This is a genomic window from Dechloromonas sp. ARDL1 (genome assembly GCF_051122455.1).
In the GTDB taxonomy this organism is placed as follows: Bacteria; Pseudomonadota; Gammaproteobacteria; order Burkholderiales; family Rhodocyclaceae; genus Azonexus.
Map to the genome: position 1 here is coordinate 3,188,298 of NZ_CP168939.1, position 24,060 is coordinate 3,212,357.

General features: G+C 61.9%; 24 protein-coding genes. 6 read left to right on the forward strand and 18 right to left on the reverse strand.

All coding sequences use genetic code 11. The features are described from left to right. The 6 genes from AB6Q56_RS15835 to AB6Q56_RS15860 form a co-directional block, all read right to left on the reverse strand. A complete protein-coding gene (locus AB6Q56_RS15835; RefSeq protein ID WP_434514039.1) occupies positions 1 to 1,881 on the reverse strand; it encodes an MFS transporter in 1,881 nt (626 codons plus the stop codon). Then, positions 1,878 to 3,098 carry an amidohydrolase family protein gene (locus tag AB6Q56_RS15840; protein ID WP_434514040.1) on the reverse strand — a complete coding sequence of 407 codons (1,221 nt, stop codon included), beginning with the start codon at positions 3,096 to 3,098 and terminating at the stop codon, positions 1,878 to 1,880. Before AB6Q56_RS15840 ends, AB6Q56_RS15835 begins: the two co-directional genes overlap by 4 nt. Further along, positions 3,098 to 5,242, reverse strand: a complete 2,145-nt coding sequence (gene aas / locus AB6Q56_RS15845; RefSeq protein WP_434514041.1) for a bifunctional acyl-ACP--phospholipid O-acyltransferase/long-chain-fatty-acid--ACP ligase — start codon at positions 5,240 to 5,242, stop codon at positions 3,098 to 3,100. The genes AB6Q56_RS15840 and aas overlap by 1 nt, the downstream gene beginning before the upstream one ends. Continuing rightward, a complete protein-coding gene (locus tag AB6Q56_RS15850) occupies positions 5,242 to 5,553 on the reverse strand; it encodes an ArsR/SmtB family transcription factor (RefSeq protein WP_434514042.1) in 312 nt (103 codons plus the stop codon). Before AB6Q56_RS15850 ends, aas begins: the two co-directional genes overlap by 1 nt. Positions 5,554 to 5,933: 380 nt before the next feature. Further along, the gene (locus AB6Q56_RS15855; protein WP_434514043.1) at positions 5,934 to 6,557 is read right to left on the reverse strand and encodes a hypothetical protein; all 624 of its coding nucleotides are present in this window, start codon (positions 6,555 to 6,557) and stop codon (positions 5,934 to 5,936) included. Positions 6,558 to 7,089: 532 nt separating this feature from the next. Beyond that, the gene (locus tag AB6Q56_RS15860; protein WP_434514044.1) at positions 7,090 to 8,016 is read right to left on the reverse strand and encodes a VTT domain-containing protein; all 927 of its coding nucleotides are present in this window, start codon (positions 8,014 to 8,016) and stop codon (positions 7,090 to 7,092) included. 236 nt (positions 8,017 to 8,252) lie between these two features. Here AB6Q56_RS15860 and AB6Q56_RS15865 point away from each other — a divergent pair, with 236 nt between their 5' ends. Continuing rightward, a complete protein-coding gene (locus AB6Q56_RS15865; RefSeq protein ID WP_434514045.1) occupies positions 8,253 to 8,618 on the forward strand; it encodes a response regulator in 366 nt (121 codons plus the stop codon). A gap of 6 nt (positions 8,619 to 8,624) precedes the next feature. After that, positions 8,625 to 9,512 carry an alpha/beta fold hydrolase gene (locus AB6Q56_RS15870; RefSeq protein WP_434514046.1) on the forward strand — a complete coding sequence of 296 codons (888 nt, stop codon included), beginning with the start codon at positions 8,625 to 8,627 and terminating at the stop codon, positions 9,510 to 9,512. 92 nt (positions 9,513 to 9,604) lie between these two features. Here AB6Q56_RS15870 and AB6Q56_RS15875 read toward each other — a convergent pair whose 3' ends face one another. Then, on the reverse strand, positions 9,605 to 11,236 hold the full coding sequence (locus tag AB6Q56_RS15875) for a methyl-accepting chemotaxis protein (protein ID WP_434514047.1): 1,632 nt from the start codon (positions 11,234 to 11,236) through the stop codon (positions 9,605 to 9,607). 328 nt (positions 11,237 to 11,564) lie between these two features. On the opposite strand from AB6Q56_RS15875, the gene AB6Q56_RS15880 reads away from it, so the two are divergent. After that, the gene (locus AB6Q56_RS15880; protein WP_434514048.1) at positions 11,565 to 12,056 is read left to right on the forward strand and encodes a thioesterase family protein; all 492 of its coding nucleotides are present in this window, start codon (positions 11,565 to 11,567) and stop codon (positions 12,054 to 12,056) included. Positions 12,057 to 12,137: 81 nt separating this feature from the next. Here the strand turns inward: AB6Q56_RS15880 and ppk2 are convergent, their stop codons facing one another. From ppk2 to AB6Q56_RS15905, 5 genes are all read right to left on the reverse strand, one after another. Then, positions 12,138 to 13,256, reverse strand: coding sequence for a polyphosphate kinase 2 (ppk2, locus tag AB6Q56_RS15885; RefSeq protein ID WP_434514049.1), 1,119 nt, complete (start codon positions 13,254 to 13,256; stop codon positions 12,138 to 12,140). Positions 13,257 to 13,313: 57 nt separating this feature from the next. Then, a complete protein-coding gene (locus AB6Q56_RS15890) occupies positions 13,314 to 13,769 on the reverse strand; it encodes a SixA phosphatase family protein (protein ID WP_434514050.1) in 456 nt (151 codons plus the stop codon). A 433-nt stretch (positions 13,770 to 14,202) separates the two neighbouring features. After that, complete coding sequence (locus AB6Q56_RS15895) at positions 14,203 to 14,406, reverse strand: tautomerase family protein (protein WP_150429745.1); 204 nt, start codon at positions 14,404 to 14,406, stop codon at positions 14,203 to 14,205. 11 nt (positions 14,407 to 14,417) lie between these two features. Next, the gene (acuI, locus tag AB6Q56_RS15900) at positions 14,418 to 15,401 is read right to left on the reverse strand and encodes an acrylyl-CoA reductase (NADPH) (RefSeq protein WP_434514051.1); all 984 of its coding nucleotides are present in this window, start codon (positions 15,399 to 15,401) and stop codon (positions 14,418 to 14,420) included. A 15-nt stretch (positions 15,402 to 15,416) separates the two neighbouring features. Next, complete coding sequence (locus AB6Q56_RS15905) at positions 15,417 to 16,619, reverse strand: YbfB/YjiJ family MFS transporter (RefSeq protein ID WP_434514052.1); 1,203 nt, start codon at positions 16,617 to 16,619, stop codon at positions 15,417 to 15,419. A gap of 100 nt (positions 16,620 to 16,719) precedes the next feature. Here AB6Q56_RS15905 and AB6Q56_RS15910 point away from each other — a divergent pair, with 100 nt between their 5' ends. Further along, positions 16,720 to 17,583: a LysR family transcriptional regulator gene (locus AB6Q56_RS15910; protein WP_434514053.1), complete on the forward strand. Its 864-nt coding sequence runs from the start codon at positions 16,720 to 16,722 to the stop codon at positions 17,581 to 17,583. Position 17,584: 1 nt separating this feature from the next. Here the strand turns inward: AB6Q56_RS15910 and recG are convergent, their stop codons facing one another. Continuing rightward, the gene (gene recG / locus AB6Q56_RS15915; RefSeq protein WP_434514054.1) at positions 17,585 to 19,624 is read right to left on the reverse strand and encodes an ATP-dependent DNA helicase RecG; all 2,040 of its coding nucleotides are present in this window, start codon (positions 19,622 to 19,624) and stop codon (positions 17,585 to 17,587) included. Positions 19,625 to 19,633: 9 nt separating this feature from the next. Further along, complete coding sequence (locus AB6Q56_RS15920) at positions 19,634 to 20,014, reverse strand: RidA family protein (RefSeq protein ID WP_434514055.1); 381 nt, start codon at positions 20,012 to 20,014, stop codon at positions 19,634 to 19,636. Between the two features lie 52 nt (positions 20,015 to 20,066). Here AB6Q56_RS15920 and AB6Q56_RS15925 point away from each other — a divergent pair, with 52 nt between their 5' ends. Both AB6Q56_RS15925 and AB6Q56_RS15930 read left to right on the forward strand, forming a co-directional pair. After that, positions 20,067 to 20,411: a BTAD domain-containing putative transcriptional regulator gene (locus AB6Q56_RS15925; RefSeq protein ID WP_434514056.1), complete on the forward strand. Its 345-nt coding sequence runs from the start codon at positions 20,067 to 20,069 to the stop codon at positions 20,409 to 20,411. An 88-nt stretch (positions 20,412 to 20,499) separates the two neighbouring features. Then, on the forward strand, positions 20,500 to 20,829 hold the full coding sequence (locus AB6Q56_RS15930) for a hypothetical protein (RefSeq protein ID WP_434514057.1): 330 nt from the start codon (positions 20,500 to 20,502) through the stop codon (positions 20,827 to 20,829). A gap of 83 nt (positions 20,830 to 20,912) precedes the next feature. Here AB6Q56_RS15930 and AB6Q56_RS15935 read toward each other — a convergent pair whose 3' ends face one another. Genes AB6Q56_RS15935 through AB6Q56_RS15950 form a run of 4 tightly spaced genes read right to left on the reverse strand, consistent with a single transcriptional unit; the run spans position 20,913 to position 23,937 of the window. Then, positions 20,913 to 21,704: an SPOR domain-containing protein gene (locus tag AB6Q56_RS15935; RefSeq protein ID WP_434514058.1), complete on the reverse strand. Its 792-nt coding sequence runs from the start codon at positions 21,702 to 21,704 to the stop codon at positions 20,913 to 20,915. 8 nt (positions 21,705 to 21,712) lie between these two features. After that, positions 21,713 to 22,246 (reverse strand): DUF2802 domain-containing protein, encoded by a 534-nt coding sequence (locus tag AB6Q56_RS15940; RefSeq protein ID WP_434514059.1) that lies wholly within the window; start codon positions 22,244 to 22,246, stop codon positions 21,713 to 21,715. A gap of 21 nt (positions 22,247 to 22,267) precedes the next feature. Continuing rightward, on the reverse strand, positions 22,268 to 23,479 hold the full coding sequence (locus tag AB6Q56_RS15945) for an OmpP1/FadL family transporter (protein ID WP_434514060.1): 1,212 nt from the start codon (positions 23,477 to 23,479) through the stop codon (positions 22,268 to 22,270). A 59-nt stretch (positions 23,480 to 23,538) separates the two neighbouring features. Next, on the reverse strand, positions 23,539 to 23,937 hold the full coding sequence (locus AB6Q56_RS15950; protein ID WP_434514061.1) for an acyl-CoA thioesterase: 399 nt from the start codon (positions 23,935 to 23,937) through the stop codon (positions 23,539 to 23,541). Positions 23,938 to 24,060: the final 123 nt, after the last annotated feature.

Sequence of the window (24,060 nt, forward strand, 5' to 3'; positions counted from 1 at the left end):
TCACCGCCGCTCGCCGCGCAAGGCCAGCACCTTGGCATGCAAATGATCCGGCGTCGCCGCCGCTGCCGGCACCGGCGCACCGACTCTCAGCGCAATATCCGAAAACACGCCGCGCCGAAAAGGTGTCTTCATCGCCGCGCCGTCGATGCGCGAAAAGAAGCTGCCCCATAGCCCGGACAGGGCCATCGGCACCACTGGCACCGGGTTGGCCTGCAGGATGCGCGTCACGCCCGGCCGGAAAGGCTGGATTTCGCCATCTCGGGTGATGCCGCCTTCCGGGAAAATGCCGACCAGATCGCCATTTGCCAGCGCCCTGCCGACTTCGGCGAAAGCCGTCTCCATCATCACCGGGTCTTCCTTGGTCGGGGCGATGGGAATGGCGCCACAATGGCGGAAGACGAAACCGAGCAGCGGCGTCTTGAAGATGCGGTAGTCCATCACGAAGCGGATCGGGCGCGGCGAAGCGCCCATGATCACCACCGCGTCGGCGAAGCTGACATGATTGGCGACGAGCAGCGCCGCACCCTCGTGCGGGATGTTCTCCAGGCCGCTGGTGCGCAGGCGATACACGGCCTTGACCATCAGCCAGGCGACGAAGCGGAGCAGGAATTCCGGCACCAGCCCGTAGATGTAGACCGCCACGACTGCATTGAGCAGCGCCGCGATGCCGAACAGCGCCGGCATCGACAGCCCTTCGCCGAGCATGGCGGCCGCCCCCAGCGCACCAACGACCATGAACAGCGCGTTGAGGATGTTGTTGGCTGCAATGATGCGCGCCCGGTGTTCCGGCGAACTGCGCAGCTGCACCAGCGCATAGAGCGGCACGATGAAGAAACCGCCGAAAACGCCGAGCATCATCAGGTCGAACAGCACGCGCCAGACATCCGGGATGCTGAGCAGGGCGAGCAGTTCGTGCGGCGTCGTACCGGCCAGCCCGACCGGCGAGGCAAAGTAGAGATCGACGCCGAACAGCGTCAGGCCGATGGACCCGAAAGGCACCAGGCCGATTTCGACATGCTTGCCCGACATGCGCTCGCAGAGCATGGAGCCGACACCGATGCCGACCGTGAAGGTGGCGAGCAGCAGCGTCACCGACGACTCACCGCCGCCGAGCACGAACTTGGCATAGGCCGGGAATTGGGCGAGGAACAATGCCCCGTACAACCAGAACCACGAAATGCCGAGAATGGACAGGAAGACCGTGCGGTTCTGCCGGGCGAAAGCGATGTTGCGCCAGGTTTCGGACAGCGGGTTGAGATTGACCGTGAGCATCGGCGCCGGCGGCGGTGCGACGGGAATGCCCCGGCTGGCCAGGTAGCCGGCCAGCGCGACGATGAAGCCGCCGACGGCGATCCACGCCGGATGCGCGACGGAGCCGGCGAGCAGCCCGCCGGCCAGCGTGCCGACCAGGATGGCAACGAAGGTACCGGCCTCGATCAACGCATTGCCGCCGACCAGTTCGTCCTCGCGCAGGTGCTGCGGCATGATCGCGTACTTCACCGGCCCGAACAGCGTCGAATGGCAACCGAGCAGGAACAGCGCGCCCAGCAGCACCGACAGGCTGGTCATGAAGAACCCAACGGCAGCGACACCCATGATCGCCATCTCCAGCACCTTGACCAGCCGCGCCAGCATGGCCTTGTCGTACTTGTCGGCAAGCTGCCCGGCGGTCGCCGAAAACAGGAAGAAGGGCAGGATGAAAACCCCGGCCGCCAGGTTGGCCAGCAGTTCCGGTTTGAGCGTCGTCCAGTGCGCGGCGTGGAAGGTGAGCAGGACGATCAGCGCGTTCTTGAACAGGTTGTCGTTGAAGGCACCGAGGAACTGGGTGGCGAAGAAGGGGCCGAAGCGTTTCTTCCTGAGAAGTCCGAATTGTCCGCTCATGCGTGGCTCGCAGCGAAAAGGCGGCGGGTATGGAACACCGCCGGAGAAAAGGAATGCCCCTGCCAGTTGAGCAGGCGCTTGAGGGCAAAGTCGAAGAGCAAGGGGTTGTGCTGGCGCAGGGTGTCGAGATCGTCGACCGCCCCCTTGGGCAGCAGGCCGGCCCGCGCCAGCGCGCCCGGTGAAGTCAGCGGCACGATGCCGGGCAGCGGGTAATCGGAGCCGTGGAGCAGGCGGTCGTGCAGGTCGCGGCGTTCGAGCAAGGTGCGGATCGCCGCTGTCTTGCGGTTGCGCTGTGTGATGGCGGAAATGTCGCCATGCAGCAGCCCCTTGGCGCGTGGCTCGCCCATCAGTTTGAGGAAGAGGTCGAAACTGCTGCGTACCTTGCCGTCGTCATCGATATCGTCGCCCAGCGTGGCGCAATGGGCGACCACCACCTTGACGCCGGCATCGAGCGCCCGGCGCATGCGTAACGGGTTGCCGTAGGCCTGCGTGTCGCTGCCCTTGACCGCCTTTTCCTCGCCGCAATGCACGATCAACGGCGTGCCGGTTTCGGCCAGCACGCGATAGAAGGCATCGCACTTGGCGTCAGCCGGGTCCATGCCCATCGCCGCCGGCAGCCACTTCACCGCCCGTGCGCCGTTGGCGACGGCCAGGCGCAACTCGTCGGTCGCCCCTGCCCGATAGGGGTGTAGCGAAGCGACCCACTCGAAGCGTGCCGGAAAATCCCGCGCCAGCTTGGCTGCCCAGGCATTGGGCACGTAGAAGGCCGAATGTTCCGGGTGCGCATCGCCCCTGCCATCGTGGAATCGCTCGAAGGCAAAGAGCATGACCTTGAAGCCATCCGGCATCGCCTCGCACAGGTTGAGCAGGCGCGCGACATAGGCCGCGTCGACCTTGCCCGGCGCATCGTGGGCGCAGCCGGCGTTCATGTAGAACAGGCGCTGGGCGTAATGCAGCGGATGCAGCCAGCTCGACAGCTGCGGCCCGACCTCGATGCCGCTGCCGCCATCACCCAGCCCGGCGAGATGCACATGGCAGTCCCACACCTGCGCCGGATCGATGCCCGCCCATGACTGATGAAGCCATGGGCTATCGATCAGCCCAGCCGGGATGGCGACGCGGCACTTGTTAACCAGCAACGGTTTGGCCGATGTCCAACCGGCAGCCGACAAGGCGGCACCACCGGCGAGCAGACCGATGAAACGGCGGCGATTCATCACACCGCCTCAGCCAGTTGCTTCAAGGTCACGTAATCGACCTTGCCGGTACCCAACAGCGGCAGCGCTTCGACCCGGTGTATCTTGCGCGGCACCGCCAGTTCCGGGACGCCTGTTTCGCGGGCCTTGGCGGCGAGCAGTTCGCGCGTCAGCTGGCCGTCGGTGGTGAACAGCACCAGCGCCTCGCCCTTGGCCGGGTCGGGCTGGCTGGAGGCGGCGTGAAGCATGGCCGGCGAAGTGGCCGTGGCCAGCTTCTCGACCACCTCCAGGCTGACCATTTCGCCGGCGATCTTGGCGAAGCGCTTGACGCGGCCGACGATCTTCACGAAACCGTCCTCGTCCAGCTCGACCACGTCGCCCGTCTCGTACCAGCCCTCGCCGGCGTCCGACACCGGCGGTTGCAGCACCCCGGGGTTGTCGGCCTTGAGGTAGCCGGCCATGACGTTCGGGCCGCGCACATGCAGGATGCCGCCATTCGGGATGCCCGGAACCGGCAGCAGCTTGTGCTCGATACCCGGCAGCAGGTTGCCGACCGTGCCCGTCCGGTAGGCCATCGGCGTATTGACCGCCAGCACCGGCGCCGTCTCGGTAGCACCGTAGCCTTCGAAGATGCGCAGGCCGAATTTCTCGAACCACTGGCTGCGTACCGCCTCGGAGAGCTTTTCGGCACCCGCCACGACATAGCGCAGGCGGTAGAAATCGTACGGATTGGCGAACTTGCCGTAGTTGGCGAGGAAGGTCGAGGTGCCGAACAGAATGGTACAGCCCCGGTCGTAGGCCAGCTCCGGAATCACCCGGTAATGCAGCGGCGACGGGTAGAGGAAAAGACTGGCCCCGTTGAGCACCGGCAGCAGCGCGCCGGCGGTCAGGCCGAAGGAATGGAAGATGGGCAGCGCGTTGAGCACCTTGTCGTAGACCGAGAAGTCGATCACCGAGCGGATTTGCGCGATATTGGCGAGGATGGCGCGGTGCGGCAGCACGACGCCCTTGGGCTTGCCTTCCGACCCCGAGGTAAACAGCACCACCGCCGCATCCTCCGGCGACGCGGGCAGCTCGAAGGCGCGCGGGAAATGCAGCGCCCACAGCATCAGCCACAGCTTGTCGCCGAGGCCGATACGCTCGCGCACGTCCTCCAGGTAGACCAGTTGCACCTTGCTCAGCCCCGCCAGCTTGTCGCCCAGTTTGGCCTGCTCGACGAAGGCGCGCGAGGTGACGATGGTCTTCACCTCGGCGGCATCGCAGGCAGCCTGCATGGCTTCGACGCCGGCCGTGTAGTTAAGCATGGCCGGAATGCGGCGCCGGGCGCTGAGGCCGAAGATCAGGCCGATGGTCGGCACGAGGTTGGGCAGCAACAGACCGACCCGCTCAGCGGGTTGCGACAGGCGTTCGATCTGGCGGCCGAGCATCAGGGCCATCTTGAGCAGGTCGTTGTACGAATACTCGACCTGCTTCACGTCCTCCAGCAGGCGACGGCTGCGACCATAGACGCCGACGGCATCGCATAGCGCGGCATACAACGTCTGCTGCGGGCGCGAGGCAACGATCATCTCCTGCATCAGCCGGCGCATGGCCTCGCCGGACTTGCGGCGACGCAGCTTGGCGGTCGCCCCCTCCGGCATCGGGAAGTGGCGCGCCTCCAGGATCGACAAACGAATCTTTGGCAAAAGCTGCTTGGGATGACGACCGGACAGGCGTGAGAAATAGGTGCGCTCGGCGCCTTCCAGACGCACCGGCACCACGGTCGCGCCGGTCTTGGCGGCGACGAAGGCGGGGCCGTCGTAGACCTTCATCAGCGAACCGGTCAGGGTAATGCGCCCTTCCGGGAAGATGACCACCGGCCGGCCGGTTTCGATCAGTCGGATGACCTTCTTCATGGCCATCGGGCTGGTTGGATCAACTGCCAGGTAATCGACCTGCGACAGGAGGATGCGGAACATCCAGCTTTTGGCAATAGTGGTATGCACCACGAAAACCGGGTCGATGGGCAGGAACAGGCCGAGCAGCAGGCCGTCCAGAAAGGACTGGTGGTTGGCGACGACGAGCAGGCGGTCGTGCTTGAAATCGGCCTGCCGGGCAGTGACTTCGACACGGAACAACAGGCGGGCCAGGCCGCGCAACAGCGGCCGCAGAATGGAACGCAGCATCAGGTGTGATCCCTTACGTAATCGAGGACATTGCCGAAGGTTTCGCTCAGCGCCTCGCGGTCAATCCAGAACCAGACTTCCTTGCCGATCTTCTCGGAAGCCAGCACGCCGGACTCATGAAGAATCTTCAGGTGGTGCGACACCGTCGACCGGGCCAGCGTAGACACCTCGGCAATCTGCCCGACGTTCAGCCGCTCGCCCGGCTCGAACAGGAGCAGGATGCGCTGCCGGTGCTCGTCGCCCAGCGCCACGAAGATCTTGGACATTGCCTGCCAGGCAGGCGGGATGGTTTGGGTGTAGTCGGATTTCATGTCGATGATCTTAGATATATCGACATGACTTTGTCAACATGGATTACTGCCAAGCCAACAGTTGCTGCGAAACCTTACACCTGAAAAAAAAGGAAGAGCATGCGCGGCAAGCGCACTTCGCCAAGGCGGCCAGACAAACCAAGCTGTTAGGCCGCGAGGCTCACTACACCGGAAGACAGCCAGGGGTCTAGCATTGGATTGTGCGGATTAACGATCCGAAACACCGTCGCCCCCTTAAACAAGACAACCTGGCATCAGTATTTCACTCGCTGTGCAGCCTCCTGCAAAATTGAGGCGATTTTGCAGGGCTGCTCTGCAGTCGGACTGGGACGAAGCAATGGCGGCACGACGACCAGTACCTCATCCCACCGGGCGATCAGCTAAACGCTGGTACTAACCGCATTTCCAGCTTTGCCTCCGCCCGCCAATTGACTACCCAGTGCCTGCAGGAAGTTGGGAAGCGTCGCATTGCTATTGGTATCGCCGAAAGCAGCTAGCATCTTCTTGAAGCTCTGCTGAAGATCGCTGGATACGGAAGACGAACTCGAGGACGACTCGCTCGTGCTGGAAGGTGACAACTGTTGAATCAAGCTCTGCAAATCAGATTGCAGGTGATGGTGCCGATGATGACCTTTTGCCGCATTTGTACTGCCATCGTTGTCCCCGTCTGCATCACCGCCCGAAGTGTTTTGTGATGCGTTTGATTGAGAGTTCTGCGCATGCAAGGCGGCCATCAGACTCTGCACAAACGAGCTTACCGCTTGGCCTGGATCCTGAGATGCACTGGCACCGCTGCTATCCGACGACGAATCTGTCGCACTCGAACTGCTGCCAACGCCGATCTGGCTAAGCGCATTGCCAATTGCGGCCATTAGAGCACCACCGCGCCCCTGGGATGCGCGCATGTCGTCCCCGTCACCATCATTGCCCCGCGGCGGGCGCCCGGCATTCACGCTGCTGATCTGCGATAGCCAATTGTTACCTTGAATATTGGTCACTGACATGTGCTACTCCTTTGCTTGAGAGGTTTCATCAACAAAGCTTTCCTGACAGATAAACAGGTTGGCAAAAACCGAAAGGGTTTAATCTGCAAAATCCATGGAAATTATCGGCCCACAAAATTGAAAATGGGGCAAATTTGCAAACTATTACAACACTTCCGAATTGCTGACTTTTTTGACGAATCCATGCAGCGCGTTCACTCCGGGAGAGGGCTGCGGCGTTATTGGTCAACCTACGGGACTGTTGAAGGCCTATAGCAATACTCCCGCTAACACTCTTCGTTACCTTGGGCGACGGCATCGAGAAAACGAAACCCTTCCCGCTCGTGGCGAGCAAAGCCGAAATCTGCCTGTCGATAGACGATTTCACCCGCAGCCGCACCGTGCCGCCGGATGCAAAGCCTGCACCACCTCAACACCACCAACGGGACAAGGAGATGAGGACAAGCCAGGCACCGCCCCGTCCGAGACAGTCATTGCGGATCGCCTATGAGAGCGGTGTATCCTGACCGTACAGAAAACACCAAGGGTGTAGCTAGCGAAGCGGAGGCTGGGCGGCCAACCAGGCCTCGTAGCCCCCTCTGAGCGGCTTGACCGACAAATAGCCGGCATTAAGCAGATGCCTGGCCGCCTGGACTGCACCGGCATCCTCCGGGCAGGCGCAGAGGGTCACGATGGGCCTGTCCTTGGGCCAGTCGCCGACGGCTTCCTGCAGAAAATCATGCTCGGCGACACGCGCACCGACAATCGGTCCGGTTTCCGCGATCATCGTCGCGCCACGCAGGTCGAGGACGAGCGGAGGGGAATCGCTCGCCAACGCAGCCAGCAATTCGGCCGGAGTCACATGGGGAACCGCGCAGAATTTCCGGAAACGATACTTCTGCCACAGCTTCCAGCCCAGCCAGAAGGCCAGCAAGATCAGCACGGCGAGCAGCGCCCGTGCCGCATGGCGATCGAGCGTGGCGATGGCCGCTTGGACGGCATCCTGCAGCAGCCACCCGGCACCGATCGCCGCACCAGCCCACAAAGCGGCGCCCACCCCGGCCGCCAGGAGAAAACCGGTCTGGCTCATGCGCAGAGCCCCGGCAATGGGCGGCGCCACCGTGGAGAACCCGGGAATGAACTTGGCGACGACCAGGGATGAAACACCCCAGCGAATGAAGCGAGCCTCGGTCTGGCTAACGCAGGACGAGGGATTAATCGACAGCTTGCACAAACCGGCCAACACCCGGTAACCGAACATCCTGCCCGCCCCATACCACAACCAATCGGCCAACACCGACGCAATGACGGCGGCGGCCAGCACCTGGCCAAGGCTGCCCGATGTCGCCACCAGGCTACCGGCCAGCAACAGCGTCGGCACGGCGGGAACCGGCAAGCCAAGCTGCTGTAGCAGCACGTTGAAGAAGACAACGGTGACCGCATCTTGGCGCAGCGTCTCGGTAATCTGGGCAATATCCATGGTGTCAGCTACGGCGGATGGCCGGTGGGGGCAAGTTGGGCGGCGAAAACATGATTCCTTTCCGTGCAGCTTCGCACGATGGAAAACGGACTTTAACGCACACGGCGATTACTGTAGCGCTCGCCCCGTCTAGCGCAAGGCCGGACTAGGTGTCGGAACGCCGACTTCCCACTTGGGACACATCCGGCATGCATGGCACAATTGCCAATTATCGCAACACCGATAGGAGCCTGGCCATGGCCACCATCCTGCTGGTCGACGACTCGACCGCCATACGCAATATGCTGAAGGCCACGCTGGAACCATCTGGTTATCGTACCCTCGAAGCTTCTGGCGGCCGCGCCGGCCTGGAGATCGTCAGGAATCAGCAACTCGACCTGGTCATCTGCGACCAGAACATGCCGGGGCTCGACGGATTGGGCATGGTCAAGGCGATCCGAAGCGGCAGCACGAACCAGAACGTGCCCATTTTGGTCCTGACCACAGAAACCTCCGACGACATGAAATCTGCCTTTCGCGCTGCCGGCGCCAGCGGCTGGATGTCCAAGCCCTTCACCCCGGAACGCCTGGAAACGGCGTTGAACAAACTGCTCGGCAACTGATCCGCGATGCGCCCTTCCCGCTCCGACTATCTTGACCTTCCCGATCTCCGCCTGCACATCCGGCGCTGGGGCGATCCGCAAGCCCCCATGTTGTTCCTGTTGCACGGCTGGATGGACGTTTCCGCCTCCTTCCAGTTTGTCGTAGACGCGTTGCAGCGCGACTGGAACATTGTCGCCCCCGACTGGCGCGGCTTCGGCCCCTCGCAATGGCTGAACCGCCCCTATTATTTCGCCGAACACATGGGCGACCTGGAAGCCATCCTCGACCATTACGCACCGGCAGCACCGGTCAGGCTGGTTGGCCACAGCATGGGCGGCATCCTCTCCTGCCTGTACGCCGGCATCCGCCCCGAACGGGTGGAACGTCTGATCACGCTGGATGGCTTCGGCATCGCCCCAACAACGCCCGACATGGCACCGGAACGCTACCGGCAATGGCTGAACCAGACGCGTGAAGTCCCCAAACTGTATGTCTACAAGGACCGTGCCGACTTCGCCCGCCGGCTGATGAAAACCGACCGCTTCCTGAGCGCCGAGCGTGCCGATTACCTGTCCCGCCACCTGGCCAAGATCGGTGAAGGACAGAACAAGGCCGGCGAAAGCCGGCACGGCGTGATCTGGAATGGCGACCCCTGGCACAAGAATTTCTCGCCTTACCTGTTTCGTCTGGAAGAATCGATGGCCATATGGCGTGAGGTGCGCTGCCCGGTACTCTGGGTAGCCGGCCGCCAGTCCTGGGTAGTACGCGATTTTGAGCAGCGCCCCGGAGACTGGGAGGCCCGCCAGGCCTGTTTTGCCAATATGAGCGAGCATTGGATCGAGAACGCCGACCACATGCTGCACCACGACCAGCCAGAAGAAGTAGCACGCCTGATCGAGGTCTTCATGGCCTGAGGCCGAAAAAGCAAAAAGCCGCTCCCAAGCGGCTTTTTGACGAGGCCAGCCCACCATCCGGCGGCCAGACGACTATGCTCCGCCGGCTTGCTTCAGGCTGTCTTGAAGCGTGAAACGGCACCCAGCAAATCGCCGGCCAGATGGTCCAGTTCGCCGGCCGAACCGGCTACCGAGCTAACCGCCGAGGAGTTTTCATCGACCATCTGCACGATGAGTTCGACGCGATTCGCCAGGTCGTGACTGGCTGTAGCCTGCTCCTTCAGGGCGACCGCAACGTCGTCGATAACCGCCGTAACCTGCTTCGCGCCATCATTGATGCTGCTCATCACCTCGCCGGCCTGTTCGGCCATTTGCATACCATCGCGCATCTGGTCCACGGTATGGGCCATGCTGCCACTCATCCGGCGGGCTCGCTCCTGGATGCCGGTAACCATATTGGTGATTTCCTGAGCCGAAGTCGACGTACGCTCCGCCAGCTTACGCACCTCGTCGGCCACAACAGCGAAACCACGGCCCGTTTCGCCGGCACGCGCCGCTTCAATGGCCGCGTTCAGCGCCAGCAGGTTGGTCTGATCAGCCACATCCTTGATCACGCTCACGATGGTTGAAATCCTCTCCGACTCCTGATCCAGCGCGCGCGAACTCTCAGCGCTTTCCTCGATGGTTTTCGCCACCCGGCCGATCTCGTCAAGCATGGCCGCCACCTGCCGGGCACCGCTGTCCGCGCCCGTACTGGCGTTTTGGGCCATTTGCCGCGCATCCTGAGAAAGACTGGCAACGTGATTGATGCTCGCCGACATTTCCTCCAGCGCCGCCGCCATCGCCGACGAGGCCTCGGACTGCGCCTCCGAGCTTGCTCTGACCTGCTTGGCCGCACCGCTGAGCAGCCCGGCATTTTCCGCCACGTTGTCGGCGTTACTGCGCACTTGCCCGATGGCCTCGCTCAACGACTTGACCATCAGGGCGGTAGAGTTTTCCATCCGGGTCAGTTCATCACGTCCGCTCTGCACCACCTGCAGGCTCACGTCACCGGTGGCAACCTTGTTCAAGGTGGACTCCAGATCTGCCATGGGAAGCGTGATCGAGCGGGTCAACAACCAGGCGCCACCAATCGTCAGCAGCACGGCGGCAAACATTACGCCAAGCAACGTGGCCTTCGCACTTTCATAGGCAGACTGGGCTTCCTTGATCGCGCTTGCGTTCAACTCATCCTCGATTTTCGCCAGATCGTCGGTCGCCGCCCGCAAACCTTTCAATCTGCCTGGTATTTCTGGCGCCTTGGCCATGGCATCCGAAGTTTTTCCGGCCAGAGCCAGTTCGCGAATGCTGTCGAAGAAAGGTTTGATAGCCTCGCTCTCTGCCTTCATTCGATTCATCTGCTCGAACTCCTGCGGTTGCCCTTGGTAGTCCTGGAACATTTTGAGCAACTTGTCGTGGCGCTCTGCAAACTGGCTGCGCAGTTGGTTCAGCTGATCAATTGCCTTGTTTCGTTCTTCGACGTTATTCGCCAGGACAATGTCGCGAATTGCGATTGCCTGGAGATCGACGTTGATACGCAGACGCAGCGCCATATCTTTTTCGACATCGTTGATGCTGGTGATTTCGCTCAACTTGCCGTTGATTGTTCCCAGAGCCTTGACGCCGGCTACACCGACAATCACGATCAGCAACAAAAGAATGGCGTAACCGATGGCCAGTCTGGCCTTGATAGACGTATTGCGCATTTTGCCTCCGGAAAACGACTTGATTGCCGAGCCGAATCACTGGTTTTAATATTGTTGATTTTTATACTAATCCAGTTTTTTGTTTAGGGAAAGCCCTGAAGAAACATAAGGCCTTTGGAGTTTTGCGGGGCAAGCCGCTTTGCTTTTCAAGAGAAAACAGCCTTGCCCCGAACCCAAAGCTTTGCCTCCAGCCTGCGCAGCAAACCGTCAAGCCAAGCCCCTCGGAAAACACGATGAACGCTTGTATCTCACCAGTTTTGACGCGATACGACACCGTATGGCCTAGAATCAGCGCATTGTCCGATTCGACGCCAATTAAACAAAAACCATGTCCCACACTCCGGAATACGCACGCCGCACACCCGAAGAACAGAACCGCCTCGAAGCCATGCTACGCGATGTGTTCGAACACAAGCTACGCTTCAACGAGGTGCTCGGGCTGAAGGTCGAGTCCTTTTCCCCGGAGGCCGCGCGACTGAGTTTTGCCATGCGCCCGGAACTAATCGGCCACTACCTCCACGGCCGCCTGCACGGCGGGGTGATCGCCGCCGCACTCGACACGGTGGGTGGCTTTGCGGTCACCGTCGGTATCGCTGAAAAATTCTGCAATGAAACCGCGGAACAGGTCGGCCACCGCTTCGGGCGAATCGGCACCATCGATCTGCGTACCGACTTTCTGCACCAAGGCATCGGCAAGAAATTTACGGCCACCGGCCGGGTAACCCGACTCGGCGGCCGCATCGCCTCGGTCCAGATGTCGCTGGAGAACGAGAGCGGACTGCTGATCGCAACCGGCAGCGCCGCTTACGTTGTCAGCTGAGCGCGGCGGCCAGCCCGGGAATGATGTGAAAAACGCGCCCGAACCGCGGCGCGCTTCCTGAGTTGAGGTTGGCCGGAGCGCTCAGAGAATCGGCACCCCCTGGTGCTCACCGCGCTCATAGACCACGTTGGCGCGACCGACGATGAGCGGATCAAGGTTGCCGATGCGCTGGGTGTCCTTGTTGGCGTAAGGCAGCTTGTGCAGGATGTAGCGCATGGCATTGAGGCGCGCGCGCTTCTTGCAATTCGACTTGATCACCGTCCATGGCGCATCGGCGGTATCCGTATGGAAGAACATCGCCTCCTTGGCCTTGGTGTAATCGTCCCACTTGTCCAGAGACGCCATGTCGATCGGCGACAGCTTCCACTGCTTGAGCGGGTGCACCTTGCGCTCGCGAAAACGGCGGCGCTGCTCCTCCCGGCTGACCGAGAACCAGAACTTGATGACATGCGTGCCATTGCGCACCAGCATGCGTTCGAACTCGGGCGCCTGGCGAACGAACTCGGCGTATTCATGGTCGGTGCAGAAGCCCATCACCCGCTCGACGCCGGCACGGTTGTACCAGGAGCGGTCGAATAGCACGATCTCGCCATTGGTCGGCAGGTGCTGCACGTAACGCTGGAAATACCACTGCCCGCGTTCGATTTCACTCGGTTTTTCCAGCGCAACGACGCGTGCGCCCCGTGGGTTCAGGTGTTCCATGAAGCGCTTGATGGTGCCGCCCTTGCCCGCCGCATCGCGCCCCTCGAACAGGATGACGACCTTGGCCCCGGTTTCCTTGACCCAGGCCTGCAGCTTCAGCAATTCGACCTGCAGGCGATATTTCTGCTGTTCGTAATTGCGACGCTGCATCAGGTTCTTGTAGGGATAGCCGCCCTCGCGCCAATCCGCCATCAGTTCATCATCGGGGTTGGGAGACGCCACACCGGCAGCCATCCGCTGCTGCTTGAGCACTGCCTTCAGGAGTGCGACCGACTCTTCGAGCGGCATCCCGGCGACGACATCGCGCAGGGCACCCAGTTTCGTTCCCTGAGCGGCATCGACCGAGGCGTGCACGGTAAATCCTTCTATCGCCGCCGGGGTCAGCACCGGCGGTACATCACCGGCAGCCACGCTGCGCCGCCTTCCTCTCGGGGTTGCCGAAGCCGGCGGTTTGACGGACTGAGACTGCGGGGAATTCGCTTTTTTTCTGGTAACCATGCTCTCTCCATCGTTGTACGCGAAAAGAGCTATTTCACGCCTAAGCGAGGAGCTTGTCTAGTCCAGTAATTCCACCGGAATCATTGCGCGCAGGACAGTCTGCGTCTCGTTGCGACGCACGCGGTTGCTCAGCCACCACAACGCCCCCTTCTTGATGCTCCACTCCGACTCCTGGCCCGCCAGCAGCAGCGAGGCCAATCGTCCCAACGAAGGCTGGTGCCCGACGATCAGCACACTGCCCTTGGCGTGCGGCCACCCGGAAGCGGCAATCAACTCTGAAACGCAGGCTTCGGGACCGATCTTGCGTATCGTTTCGAAAGGCAGCTTCAAGGCTTCCGCTGTCTGCCGGGTACGCACGGCTGGACTGACGATGATCCGCAAATCCTTGGGTTGATGCCGGCGAATCCAGTCGCCCATGACCCGCGCCTGCTTCTCGCCGCGCTCGGTCAGGGCGCGCTTCAGATCATCCTCGCCCTCTTCCGCCTCGGCATGGCGCCACAGTAATAGATCCATGTTCGCATCCCTTTCGAAAGCCGACATGATGACCGCACAATATTACTGCAGCATTGCATACGCCTTGAAAAAACACCCAGAGTCAAAAGCCGAAAGACGTTGCGTTGCTTGAAGACTCTATCGCCTCGAGGTGCGATACGGGGCAAACGACTGCGCCAAATGAAAACGCCCGATGAAATTCATCGGGCGTCATTTCGGCTCAAGCATCAAGCCCGTCGAATGGTCACAAGCTAGTGATAGGCCTTCTTCGAGGCCAGCTTGGAGGCCATGAAACAAGCCAGGGTGAAGATGACCACTGCAAAACCGATGCCGAAATAGGAAAGATCGTCCATGAATGCCTCTGTAGGATTGGGGTTTTGGTTTATTTGAGGCGATGTAGACAGCGGTTGCGAAAAAAGTTCCGCACCGCCTTGATCTTTTTAAGGCCGGGGAATCATTCCCCCCGCGCCCGGCGTACAGTGACCGATTCGCCGCCGACACCCCAGTTGTCGGTATCTACCTCATCGATGACGACCACTGTCGTCTTCGGGTTCTTGCCCAGCACATCAACCAGCAGTTGCGTCGCGCCCTGGATCAGGCGAGCCTTCTGCTCGGCGGTGGCCCCTTCGCGGGTAATCTTGATATTGACGTAAGGCATGGCGACTCCGATCAGCGGTTCACATCGACGACGACCCGGCCGCGCACCTTGCCATCCATCAACTGTGCTGCGGTTGGAATCGCCTCGGCCAGCGCCACCTCGCGGGTGATCACATCCAGCTTGGCGACATCCAGATCGCGCCCGAGACGTTCCCAGGCAACCAGGCGCTCCGGACGCGGACACATCACGCTGTCCACGCCGATCAGCGTTACCCCGCGCAGGATGAAAGGCGCCACGCTGGATGGGAAATCCATGCCGCCGGCCAGGCCGCAGGCGGTCACCACCCCACGATATCGGGTCGTCGCGCAGATGTTAGCCAGGGTATGGCTGCCGACCACGTCGACCGCCCCTGCCCAGCGCTCCTTGCCGAGCGGCTTGCCGGGGGCCGAGAAGGCACTGCGATCGATAATTTCGGCTGCGCCGAGTTGCTTCAGGTAATCGCCCTCCTCCGGCCGACCACTGACCGCGACCACGGTGTAGCCGAGTTTGGCGAGTACGGCGATGGCCACGCTGCCGACGCCACCGGCCGCGCCGGTGACGACGATTTCACCATCGCCGGGTTTCACGCCGTGACGCTCCAGGGCCATCACGCACAGCATGGCGGTGTAGCCGGCAGTGCCAATGGCCACCGCCTGACGTGCGGAGAAGGCTGCCGGCAGCGGCACTAGCCACTCACCCCTGAGACGGGCCTTTTGTGCCAGGCCGCCCCAGTGCGTTTCACCGACACCCCATCCGTTGAGTACGACACGATCACCGGCCTTGTAGTCCGGATTGGCGCTCGCCTCGACCGTACCGGCGATATCGATGCCGGGCACCATCGGAAACTTGCGCACGACCGGCCCCTTGCCGGTGATCGCCAAACCATCCTTGTAGTTCAGCGACGAGTAATCGACGCGCACAGTGACATCGCCCTCCGGCAATCGTGCGTCGTCGATGCCCTGCACGGATGCGCGATAACCGGCCTCATCCTTCTCGATCAGAATTCCCTTGAACATGCGTGTTCTCCCTTGTCAGGTCTGCAATCCCGGCTTGATCGCCAAACCGGCATCCCGGCGTTCCACCTGCTTGAGTATAGCCAACAGGACGACACCGACGACCATCACGCCAGCCGCCAGGTAGAGGCCGATGGAATAGTTGCCCAGGCGGGTCGCCAGCCAGCCGACCGCAGCCGGCCCGATGATCTGCGCCACGCCGTAGGAAATGGTCATTTTGCCCATCATTTTCGCCGGGCGCGTCGGGTAATAGCGTCCGGCCATGGTCAGCACCAGGCTGACCATGCCGATGAAGGTTCCGCCAAACAGCAGTGCGCCGAACATCGTCGCCCACAAGCCGCCAATGGCCACCGGCAGGATGATGCCGACAATCTGCAAGGCAGCGGCCAGGATCAACGCATTGAGGTCGCCGATGTAGCGTGCAATCAAATCCCAGTTGAAACAGGATGGCGCGCCAGCCAAGCCGATGGCGAGGAAGGCCAGCGCGCCCTTCCCTGCCAGCCCCGGCAATTGATCGACGATGGCCACGATAAATGTGGCACCGATCACGTAACCGAAACCGGCACAGAAATACGAGGCCATGAAGATGCCGAGAAACAATGGACTCGGCGGATTGTCATGCATCGCCGCACCGCTCTTGGTCACGGCACTGTTGTCGGGTGCCGGCAGCCAGGCCAGCGCCGGCACGATCAGCAGGCAACCGATGGCCGTGAAGACAAACCACTGCTGCCGCCAGTCGAGCACGTCACCCATCATCCAGACGGCGACCGAACACCCGGCAATGCCCAGCCCGATGCCCGAGAAATGGATACCCAGCTCAGGACGATGGTTATGACGGATCAGCCAGTTCAGGATCAGCCCGGTACCGAGCAGCATGCCGGCGGCACTGCTCAGGCCGGCGATGAAGCGCGACAACATCCACAACCAGGGATCGGTCGTCAGGCCCATCATCAGCGTGCTGAGAATGGCCACCACCATGCCGATGCGATACAGGCGATCCTTGAGAACCAGGTCGCTGATCAGCGAGGCGATCAGGGCTCCGCTCAGGTAACCGGCGTAATTGAGCGCTGCCAGCCAGCCGGCTTCGGCCAGCCCCAGGCCCGCCTGCTGCTGCATGATCGGCAGGAGCGGCGTGTAGGCAAAACGGGCCACCCCGAGCACCAGCAGCAAGCTGAAGATGCCTGCAGAGAGCACTTTGAGACGTTCGATCTGGGAAGTCATGACGGGCATCCTAGCCTATTGATGGAGACACGATAAACAGCGTAAAGTATCTTCACAAATGATTTGTTGAGAACAATTCGTTCATTAATCGAGATATATCATGGAACTTATCGCGCTCCGCACCTTTCAAGCCGTCGTCGAAGAAGGCGGCATCCTCGCTGCATCACGCAAGCTGAACACCGTCCAGTCCAACGTTACCGGGCGTATCCGCAGGTTGGAAGATGAACTCGGCGCCGAATTGTTCTTCCGCAAGGGACGCGGGCTGGAGTTGGCCCCTTCGGGCCGGGTGCTCCTTGACTACGCACGACGCATGCTGCAACTGGAGCGTCAGACAGCCAACGCCGTCCGCCAGGTCGGCGAAAGCGTCGGCGAGCTACGCATCGGCTCGATGGAAACCTTTGCTGCCCTGCATCTGCCCAATGCCCTGAAGGCAGTGCGTGCCAGCCATCCGCGCGTGGAAGTACGCGTCTATACGGACACCACCAGCACCCTGACCGAGAAGGTGCTTGACCACAAGCTGGACTGCGCCTTTGTCGCCGGCCCGGTCATCCATCCCGACCTGCACTTCGAGGAACTGGTTGTCGAGGAACTGGTCCAGGTTCACGCCGCCGGCACCGACCCGGTGCTGCTGCCCTTGATCATGTTCCGCGAAGGCTGCGCCTATCGTACCCGGGCCATCGCCTGGCAGCGCAAGCAGGGGCACGCCATTTCCGACGCCATGGAATTCGGCACGCTGGATGGCATCCTCGGCTGCATTGCCGTCGGCCTCGGCTGGACACTGATGCCGCGGCGGGTGGTCGAGCAGTCCCCCCATGCAGCCGATCTGGTAATCGAGACCGTGCCGCCCGATATCGCGCTGGTGCCGACCGGCATGATTTCACTACGCGAAGGACCGAGTATGCCAGCCCTGAGAACACTGAGCGAAGGCGTGGCGGCCGCTGCCCGTCCGCTACTCGCTGCCTGAGTCAGGACTTGAGCAGTTCCTCGCGCGAACCGAGCCAGCGCTGCAGGTGCTTCTCGGCGAGTTCCGGATGCGCGGTCAGCATTTCCTCGGCCACCTCGCGCGCCATGTCGATCAGGTCGGCATCCATTTCCAGATCGGCATAGCGCAGGAGCGGCACTCCGCTCTGCCGACTGCCGACAAATTCACCGGGACCGCGTATCTCCAGATCCTGGCGCGCGATCTCGAAACCGTCGGTATTCTCGAAGATGATTTTCAGCCGCTGCCGGGCGATTTCGCCAAGCGGACCGGCATAGATCAGCACGCAGCTCGATTCGTACTGCCCGCGCCCGACGCGGCCGCGCAACTGGTGCAGCTGCGACAGCCCGAAACGTTCGGCATGCTCGATGACCATCAGGCTGGCGTTCGGCACGTCGACGCCGACCTCGATCACCGTCGTCGCCACCAGTACATCGATGTCGCCGGCGGCGAAGGCAGCCATCACCGCCTGCTTTTCGTCGGCCTTGAGCCGCCCATGCACCAGACCGATGCACAGGTCCGGCAAATCGGCCGACAGCTGCTCGTAGGTATCCTGCGCCGTCTGCAGTTGCAGGGCTTCCGACTCCTCGATCAGCGGACAGACCCAATAAGCCTGCCGTCCTTCCTCGACATGCTTTTGAACGAAACCAACCACGTCGCTGCGCCGGTTATCGGCGACCAGCCGGGTCTTGATCGGCGTCCGCCCAGGCGGCAGCTCGTCGAGGACCGTTACGTCGAGGTCGGCGTAATAGCTCATGGCCAGCGTGCGGGGAATCGGCGTCGCCGACATCATCAGCTGGTGCGGGTTGTTGCCCTTCTTGCGCAGGGCCAGGCGCTGGGCGACGCCGAAGCGATGCTGTTCGTCGACAATGGCCAGACCCAGTTTTGCGAAATCGACGCCATCCTGGATCAGGGCGTGGGTGCCGACCACCAGTTGCGCATCGGCTGCCGTCGCCGCCAGCTGCGCCCTTTTCGCCTTGGTCTTCAGGCTGCCCGACAGCCAGGCGACACGCACGCCGAGCGGCTCCAGCCAATCTCTCAGCTTGAGGTAATGCTGCTCGGCGAGGATTTCGGTCGGCGCCATGAACGCCGCTTGCCACCCCGCCGAGATCGCCTGGCAGGCGGCCAGCGCGGCGACGATGGTCTTGCCGGCACCAACGTCGCCCTGCAGCAGGCGCTGCATCGGATAGGGCTGCGCCAGATCGGCGCCGATCTCCGCCATCGCCCGTACCTGCGCGCCAGTCAGACCGAAGGGCAGGCTGTCGAGCAGGCGCGCTCCCAGGTCATCCTGGGCCCGCAGCACGGGTGCGCCCTGTTCGCGCCGGGCCAGGTAAGCCCGCCGCAAGGACAGCTGCTGCGCCAGCACCTCGTCGAACTTGACCCGCCGCCACGCCGGGTGATTGCGCGCATGCAGCGTATCGAGGTCGGTTCCCGGCGGCGGGGTGTGCAGAAACTTGAGGCTGCGCGCCAGAGTAGGCAGCTTCAGGCGCTGGCGGAGATTGTCAGGTAGCGTTTCCGACAGATCGCCGTCGACCAGTGCCCGACCGACCAGCTTTTGCAGGGCCGAATTGGCCAGCCCTGCCGTGGTCGGATAAATCGGCGTCAACGCGCTCGGCAGCGGCTCGTCATCGGCCACCTTGCGAAAACGCGGATGCACCATCTCGGCCCCGAAGAAACCGCCACGTACCTCGCCAAAGGCCCGGATGCGCGAACCTTCGCTGAGCACCGACTGCTGGCTGGGGTAGAAGCTGAAAAAGCGCAGCGTGATCTCGCCGCTGTCGTCGCCGGCCCGCACCACCATCTGCCGGCGCGGGCGAAACTGCACTTCATTACTGTGCACAACGACCTCGATCTGCACAGGCTCGCCGCCAAATGCCCGATTCAACGGAGTGATGCGCGTTTCGTCCTCGTAGCGCAACGGCAGATGAACCAGCAAATCGGCCTCGCTGTGGAGGCCGATCTTGGCGAGCTTCTTCAGCAGGGCATCGGAAGCGCGAATCGGAGCCAACGCTCCGTCCGTCGTCATCCGCGATGATCAGCCGATGAACATCACGGCATCGGCCTCAACCAGCGCGCCGCGCGGTAGTTCCTTGACGCCGACGGCAGCGCGGGCCGGGAACGGCTCGCTGAAATACTTGGCCATCGTTTCATTGACCTTGGCGAAGTTAGCCAGATCGGTCAGGAAGACATTCAGCTTGACGACATCGGCCAGCGATCCACCGGCGGCTTCGGCCACAGCCTTGAGATTGTCGAAGACGCGAACGATTTGCGCGTCGATGCCGTCTACCATCTGCATGGACGCCGGATCGAGGCCGATCTGCCCCGACAGGTATACGGTGTCGCCGACGCGCACGGCTTGCGAATAGGTGCCGATGGCGGCCGGAGCGTGAGGCGTGGCGATGATGGTCTTGGCCATGAGAGACTTCCTGTCCTGTTTTGCGAAAACATTATTTTAGACCCGACCCGACATGAACCCACGCATCGAATCCCTGGAAAAAATGCTCAATGGCCCGCGCGACGGCGCCCTGCTCCGCTTCTCTCTCGGCAACGAGTATCTCAAGGCCGGGGCGCCGGACAAGGCGGCCGCGAACTTCCAGGCCGCCGTGGACCGCGACCCTGCCTACTCGGCGGCCTGGAAAGCGCTCGGTAAGGCACGCGCCGAGTCAGGCGACGATCTTTCCGCGCTGGCGGCCTATGAACGGGGTATTGCCGTCGCCGAAGCCAAAGGGGATGTCCAGGCCGCAAAGGAAATGCAGGTTTTTGCCCGGCGTATCCGCAAGGCGCACGAGATACCCGACATCCCGGCCCCCTAACGAATTGTTACAAGCTCGCCAGCCATTTGCGTAGGCTAGACAAGGCGCTCCTGCGTTATTCCCTTACCCATGCACGGAATATCGCACCATGAAACTCAAGTTGCTCATCCCCCGCCTCAGCCTCGCCACCCTGTTGTTGGGCGGCCTGAGCGCCTGCACCGTCGTGCCGACCTACCCGGTTGGCTACCAACGGCCGCCTCCGACCTATGTTGAAAGCTATCCAGTCTACCGCTACCCGACGACCAGCATCTATTACCAATCGGGATATCGCTACTACGACGGTTACGGAGATCGCCATCACGATCATCGCGGCTACGACGACCGGCGCGGCCACGGGGCACCGTTGCCACCGCCATTGCAACTGCATCGCGACGTGCGCCGCAGTCTCGGCCTGCCCCGCTTGCCCGGCATGCCCTGAGCGGAAAAGAGTGCTCCCGACAGGCTGCACGCATCGGCAAAAGAAAACGGATGTTTATTCGCCGCTTTCGCCGGTCGGACAGATTACGGGTTTTTTCCCCGAGGCGGAACCAGGATAGTCTCGACGCCGAGTTCCCTCAATTTGGCCTGCGCAGCTTCCGCCTCCTGTTTGGTACGGAATGGACCGACCTGAACGCGGGTTTCCAGCGTTGATGGCACCCCGCTCAATGTCAGCTTGGCGTGCAGTTCCTCGGCTCGCTGGGCACTGGAAAACACGCCGGCCTGCAGAACGAAGCCGGAAAACAGCCGGGATACCGTTGGCGGCAGGATGGGCGCACTCGACCGAGGCTCGACGAGGCGTGCAGGCGGCTTGGCTGGGGGCTCTTCCAGCGGTGCCGTCGGGCGCGGCAACGGAGCGGATGGCTCGGCCGTACCCTCCGGAATCGACTTGGATGGGGCCGGGGTCGCCGTTACCGGGTGGTGCGCCGGTGCCGGCTTCTGAGCAGGGACAGGGAGCGCAGGTCGTTGATCGGGGCGTGCCTCCGTTTTGCTATCGACCGGCACTACGGGTTGTGCCTCGACCTTGGGCGGCGGCGGCTCGGCGGCGGCCTCGGTTTTTTCGGGAGCGGGGGGCTCGGGAAGGTTTTCCGCCGGGGTGACCGGCTGCGATACCGCTTTCTGCGGGGCCACCGGGACTGGACGGGTAAACACCACCGGCTCCGCATCCTCGGGCGGACTGGCGAGGTAATCGAAGAAGGCCAGGACGCCCAGCAGCATGGCGACTAGCACGCCAGCCACCGCGAGACGCTTGGCCAGTTGACCACGCAGTTCGCCCGCGTTGTTGTCGTTATCCGGTCCTGTCGATTGTTCTGTCATGCCTGCCCTCAACGTGCCTGACTCTTGGCCAGCGCCACGACCAGATCGGCCTCGGCGCGTGCAATGCCGCAGCGTTCGGCGATCGCCGCCGCATCGTACCCGGAAACCGCCAGTTGCATGGCATCGCCGTAGATCGGCGACACCGTCTGGCTGGCACGCAAGGATGCCAGTTCCTGATGCATATCGGTGCGCAATGCCGCCAGCTCACCCCGCATCGCATCCACCTCGTCGCGCAGCTGGGCCAGTTCCTGCTCAAGTCCGGAACGCAGAACCTCTTCGGCCAGATGCCGCGACACCTCGGGCAGATCGGTATCCACCTCAGCCGCGGCTTCATCCCGAAAGGCCGAAAGACCGCTGTCATCCTTTTTCCCGGAGAGCTCGTCCAGGATCGGTGCCGACGCTGCCTGCGCTGATGGCACCGAGCGCCGCAAATGACGCATGCGGAGCACCACAAAGAGCATGTAGACGGCAACCAGTGCGATAAGGACGATCAGCGCCTCGCGCATCCCCAAGCTCACACCCGCCAGCTCCAGTGTCGGCACCCCGAACGCTTCCGCTCTGGCTTAGAAGCCTACCGAGTACTGAACGCCGACGATGTGGGCATTCGCCGTGTAGTCACCGCGCAGGGTGTGGCTGAAAACGCCGTTCAATACTTTGGTCTGATTGATTGGGGTGTCCCGTACGTACAGATAGCTGTAACCCACATCAACCTTACCGTAACGTCCGCCATTCCACTGACCGCCAAGAGACAGCCACAAGCGGTCGTTGTCGGGTACGCGTGCGGAACGGTAATCGTCCTTGACGGGCGTTCGGTCATAAGCGAGGCCAAACTTCAGTTTGAGCGCATCGCTCGCCTTGTAGGCTGCGCCCCAAGCAATACGCCACGAATTCTCGTATTTGAACAGTTCGGTATCGACGCCGGCCGAACTGCGAATATCCAGTTTGTCGAGCACACTCCAGCGGGTATAAGAGAGATCGCCCATTGCTTCCCAACGATCGGATACCTGCTGCCACACGGACAAAATGAAGGTATCCGGCATCTTGATCTCAGCCGTTGCCGAGCGGGAGTCACTTCCTACCGAGCGGGTCCCTTCCAGGGTATATTTGATCGCCGAGCGATAGGAAACGCCGACACGCATGGCCGGAGACAGGGTAAACAGGGCCCCGGCATTCCAGCCCCATGCCGCATCGTCGCCTTTGACCCGATATAGACCCAGCGGCGTGTAACTCGTCATTTCGGCATCGATGGTCTGATAGTTGAGACCGAAGCCGAGAGCCAGCTTGTCGTTGATACGATAGGCCAGCGAGGGGTTGTAATTGATCGTCTTGATCTCGGATTTGATCGCCTGCACTCGCCCAACCCAGCCACTGTCGTATTCGGTCGCCAGCCCAAATGGGGCAGAAACACCAAAGCCGAGCGACAGGCTATCGGTCAGCCGACCGGACACATAGAGATTGGGAACCGCGTGCCAGCCTCCGGCATCGCCGCCGTTACCGCTCCCCTTGAAAGCCCCCGAGGTGCCGCTGTCACGAAACTCGTAGCTCGGCCCGACCCCGGCCACCCCGGCTGAGAACTGGAACCCCGTCAATTGCGACAGGCCAGCCGGATTGAAGAAGACGGTGCTGGCGTTGTCGGCCACGGCCGCCGAACCCGCGTAGGCATTGCCCAGGCCACTGGCATTTTGCTCCCAGAGCTGGAATGCAGCGGCGGAAGCCATGCTTGAAAAGGCCAGCAGCATCAAGGCCGGCGCGGTACGCAAGGTGAATTTATTCATTGGGAGGCTCGCTAGCGGGCGGGTGATAGATTAACCGTCGGATTTTAGACCATTTCCGCTCAGTTTTCGGGCGGAACGTTCCGTTTCGTGCCATTGCCGTCAATTGCCACGTAAGTCAGTTCGGCCTCGGTAACCTTGACGATGATCGGCTCGGCATAATTGCGTTCGGCGTACACTTCGACGCGAACCGTGACCGAGGTCGTCCCGACACGCACGATATCAGCATAGAAGCTGACGATATCGCCGACCGAGATTGCCTGCTTGAACACGAAGGAATTGACCGAAACGGTTGCCACCCGCCCCTTGGCACGATGCATGGCGGGTATGGCGCCAGCCACGTCGACCTGGGCCATGACCCAGCCGCCGAATACGTCGCCGTTCTGATTGAGATCTGCCGGCATCGGCACGACTCGCAGCGTGCAGTGCTTGGCGGGAAGCGCAAGGGAAGCGGAAGTCATGATTTATCCATAGCGAAGATACAGCGGGATTTTCCCGTAAAGCGGGTGCTTTTCATATCCTACAGAAAGGAAACTTTTTGGTGGCCACATCACACCTGCAAGCCAAGCATAATCAGTTACTTG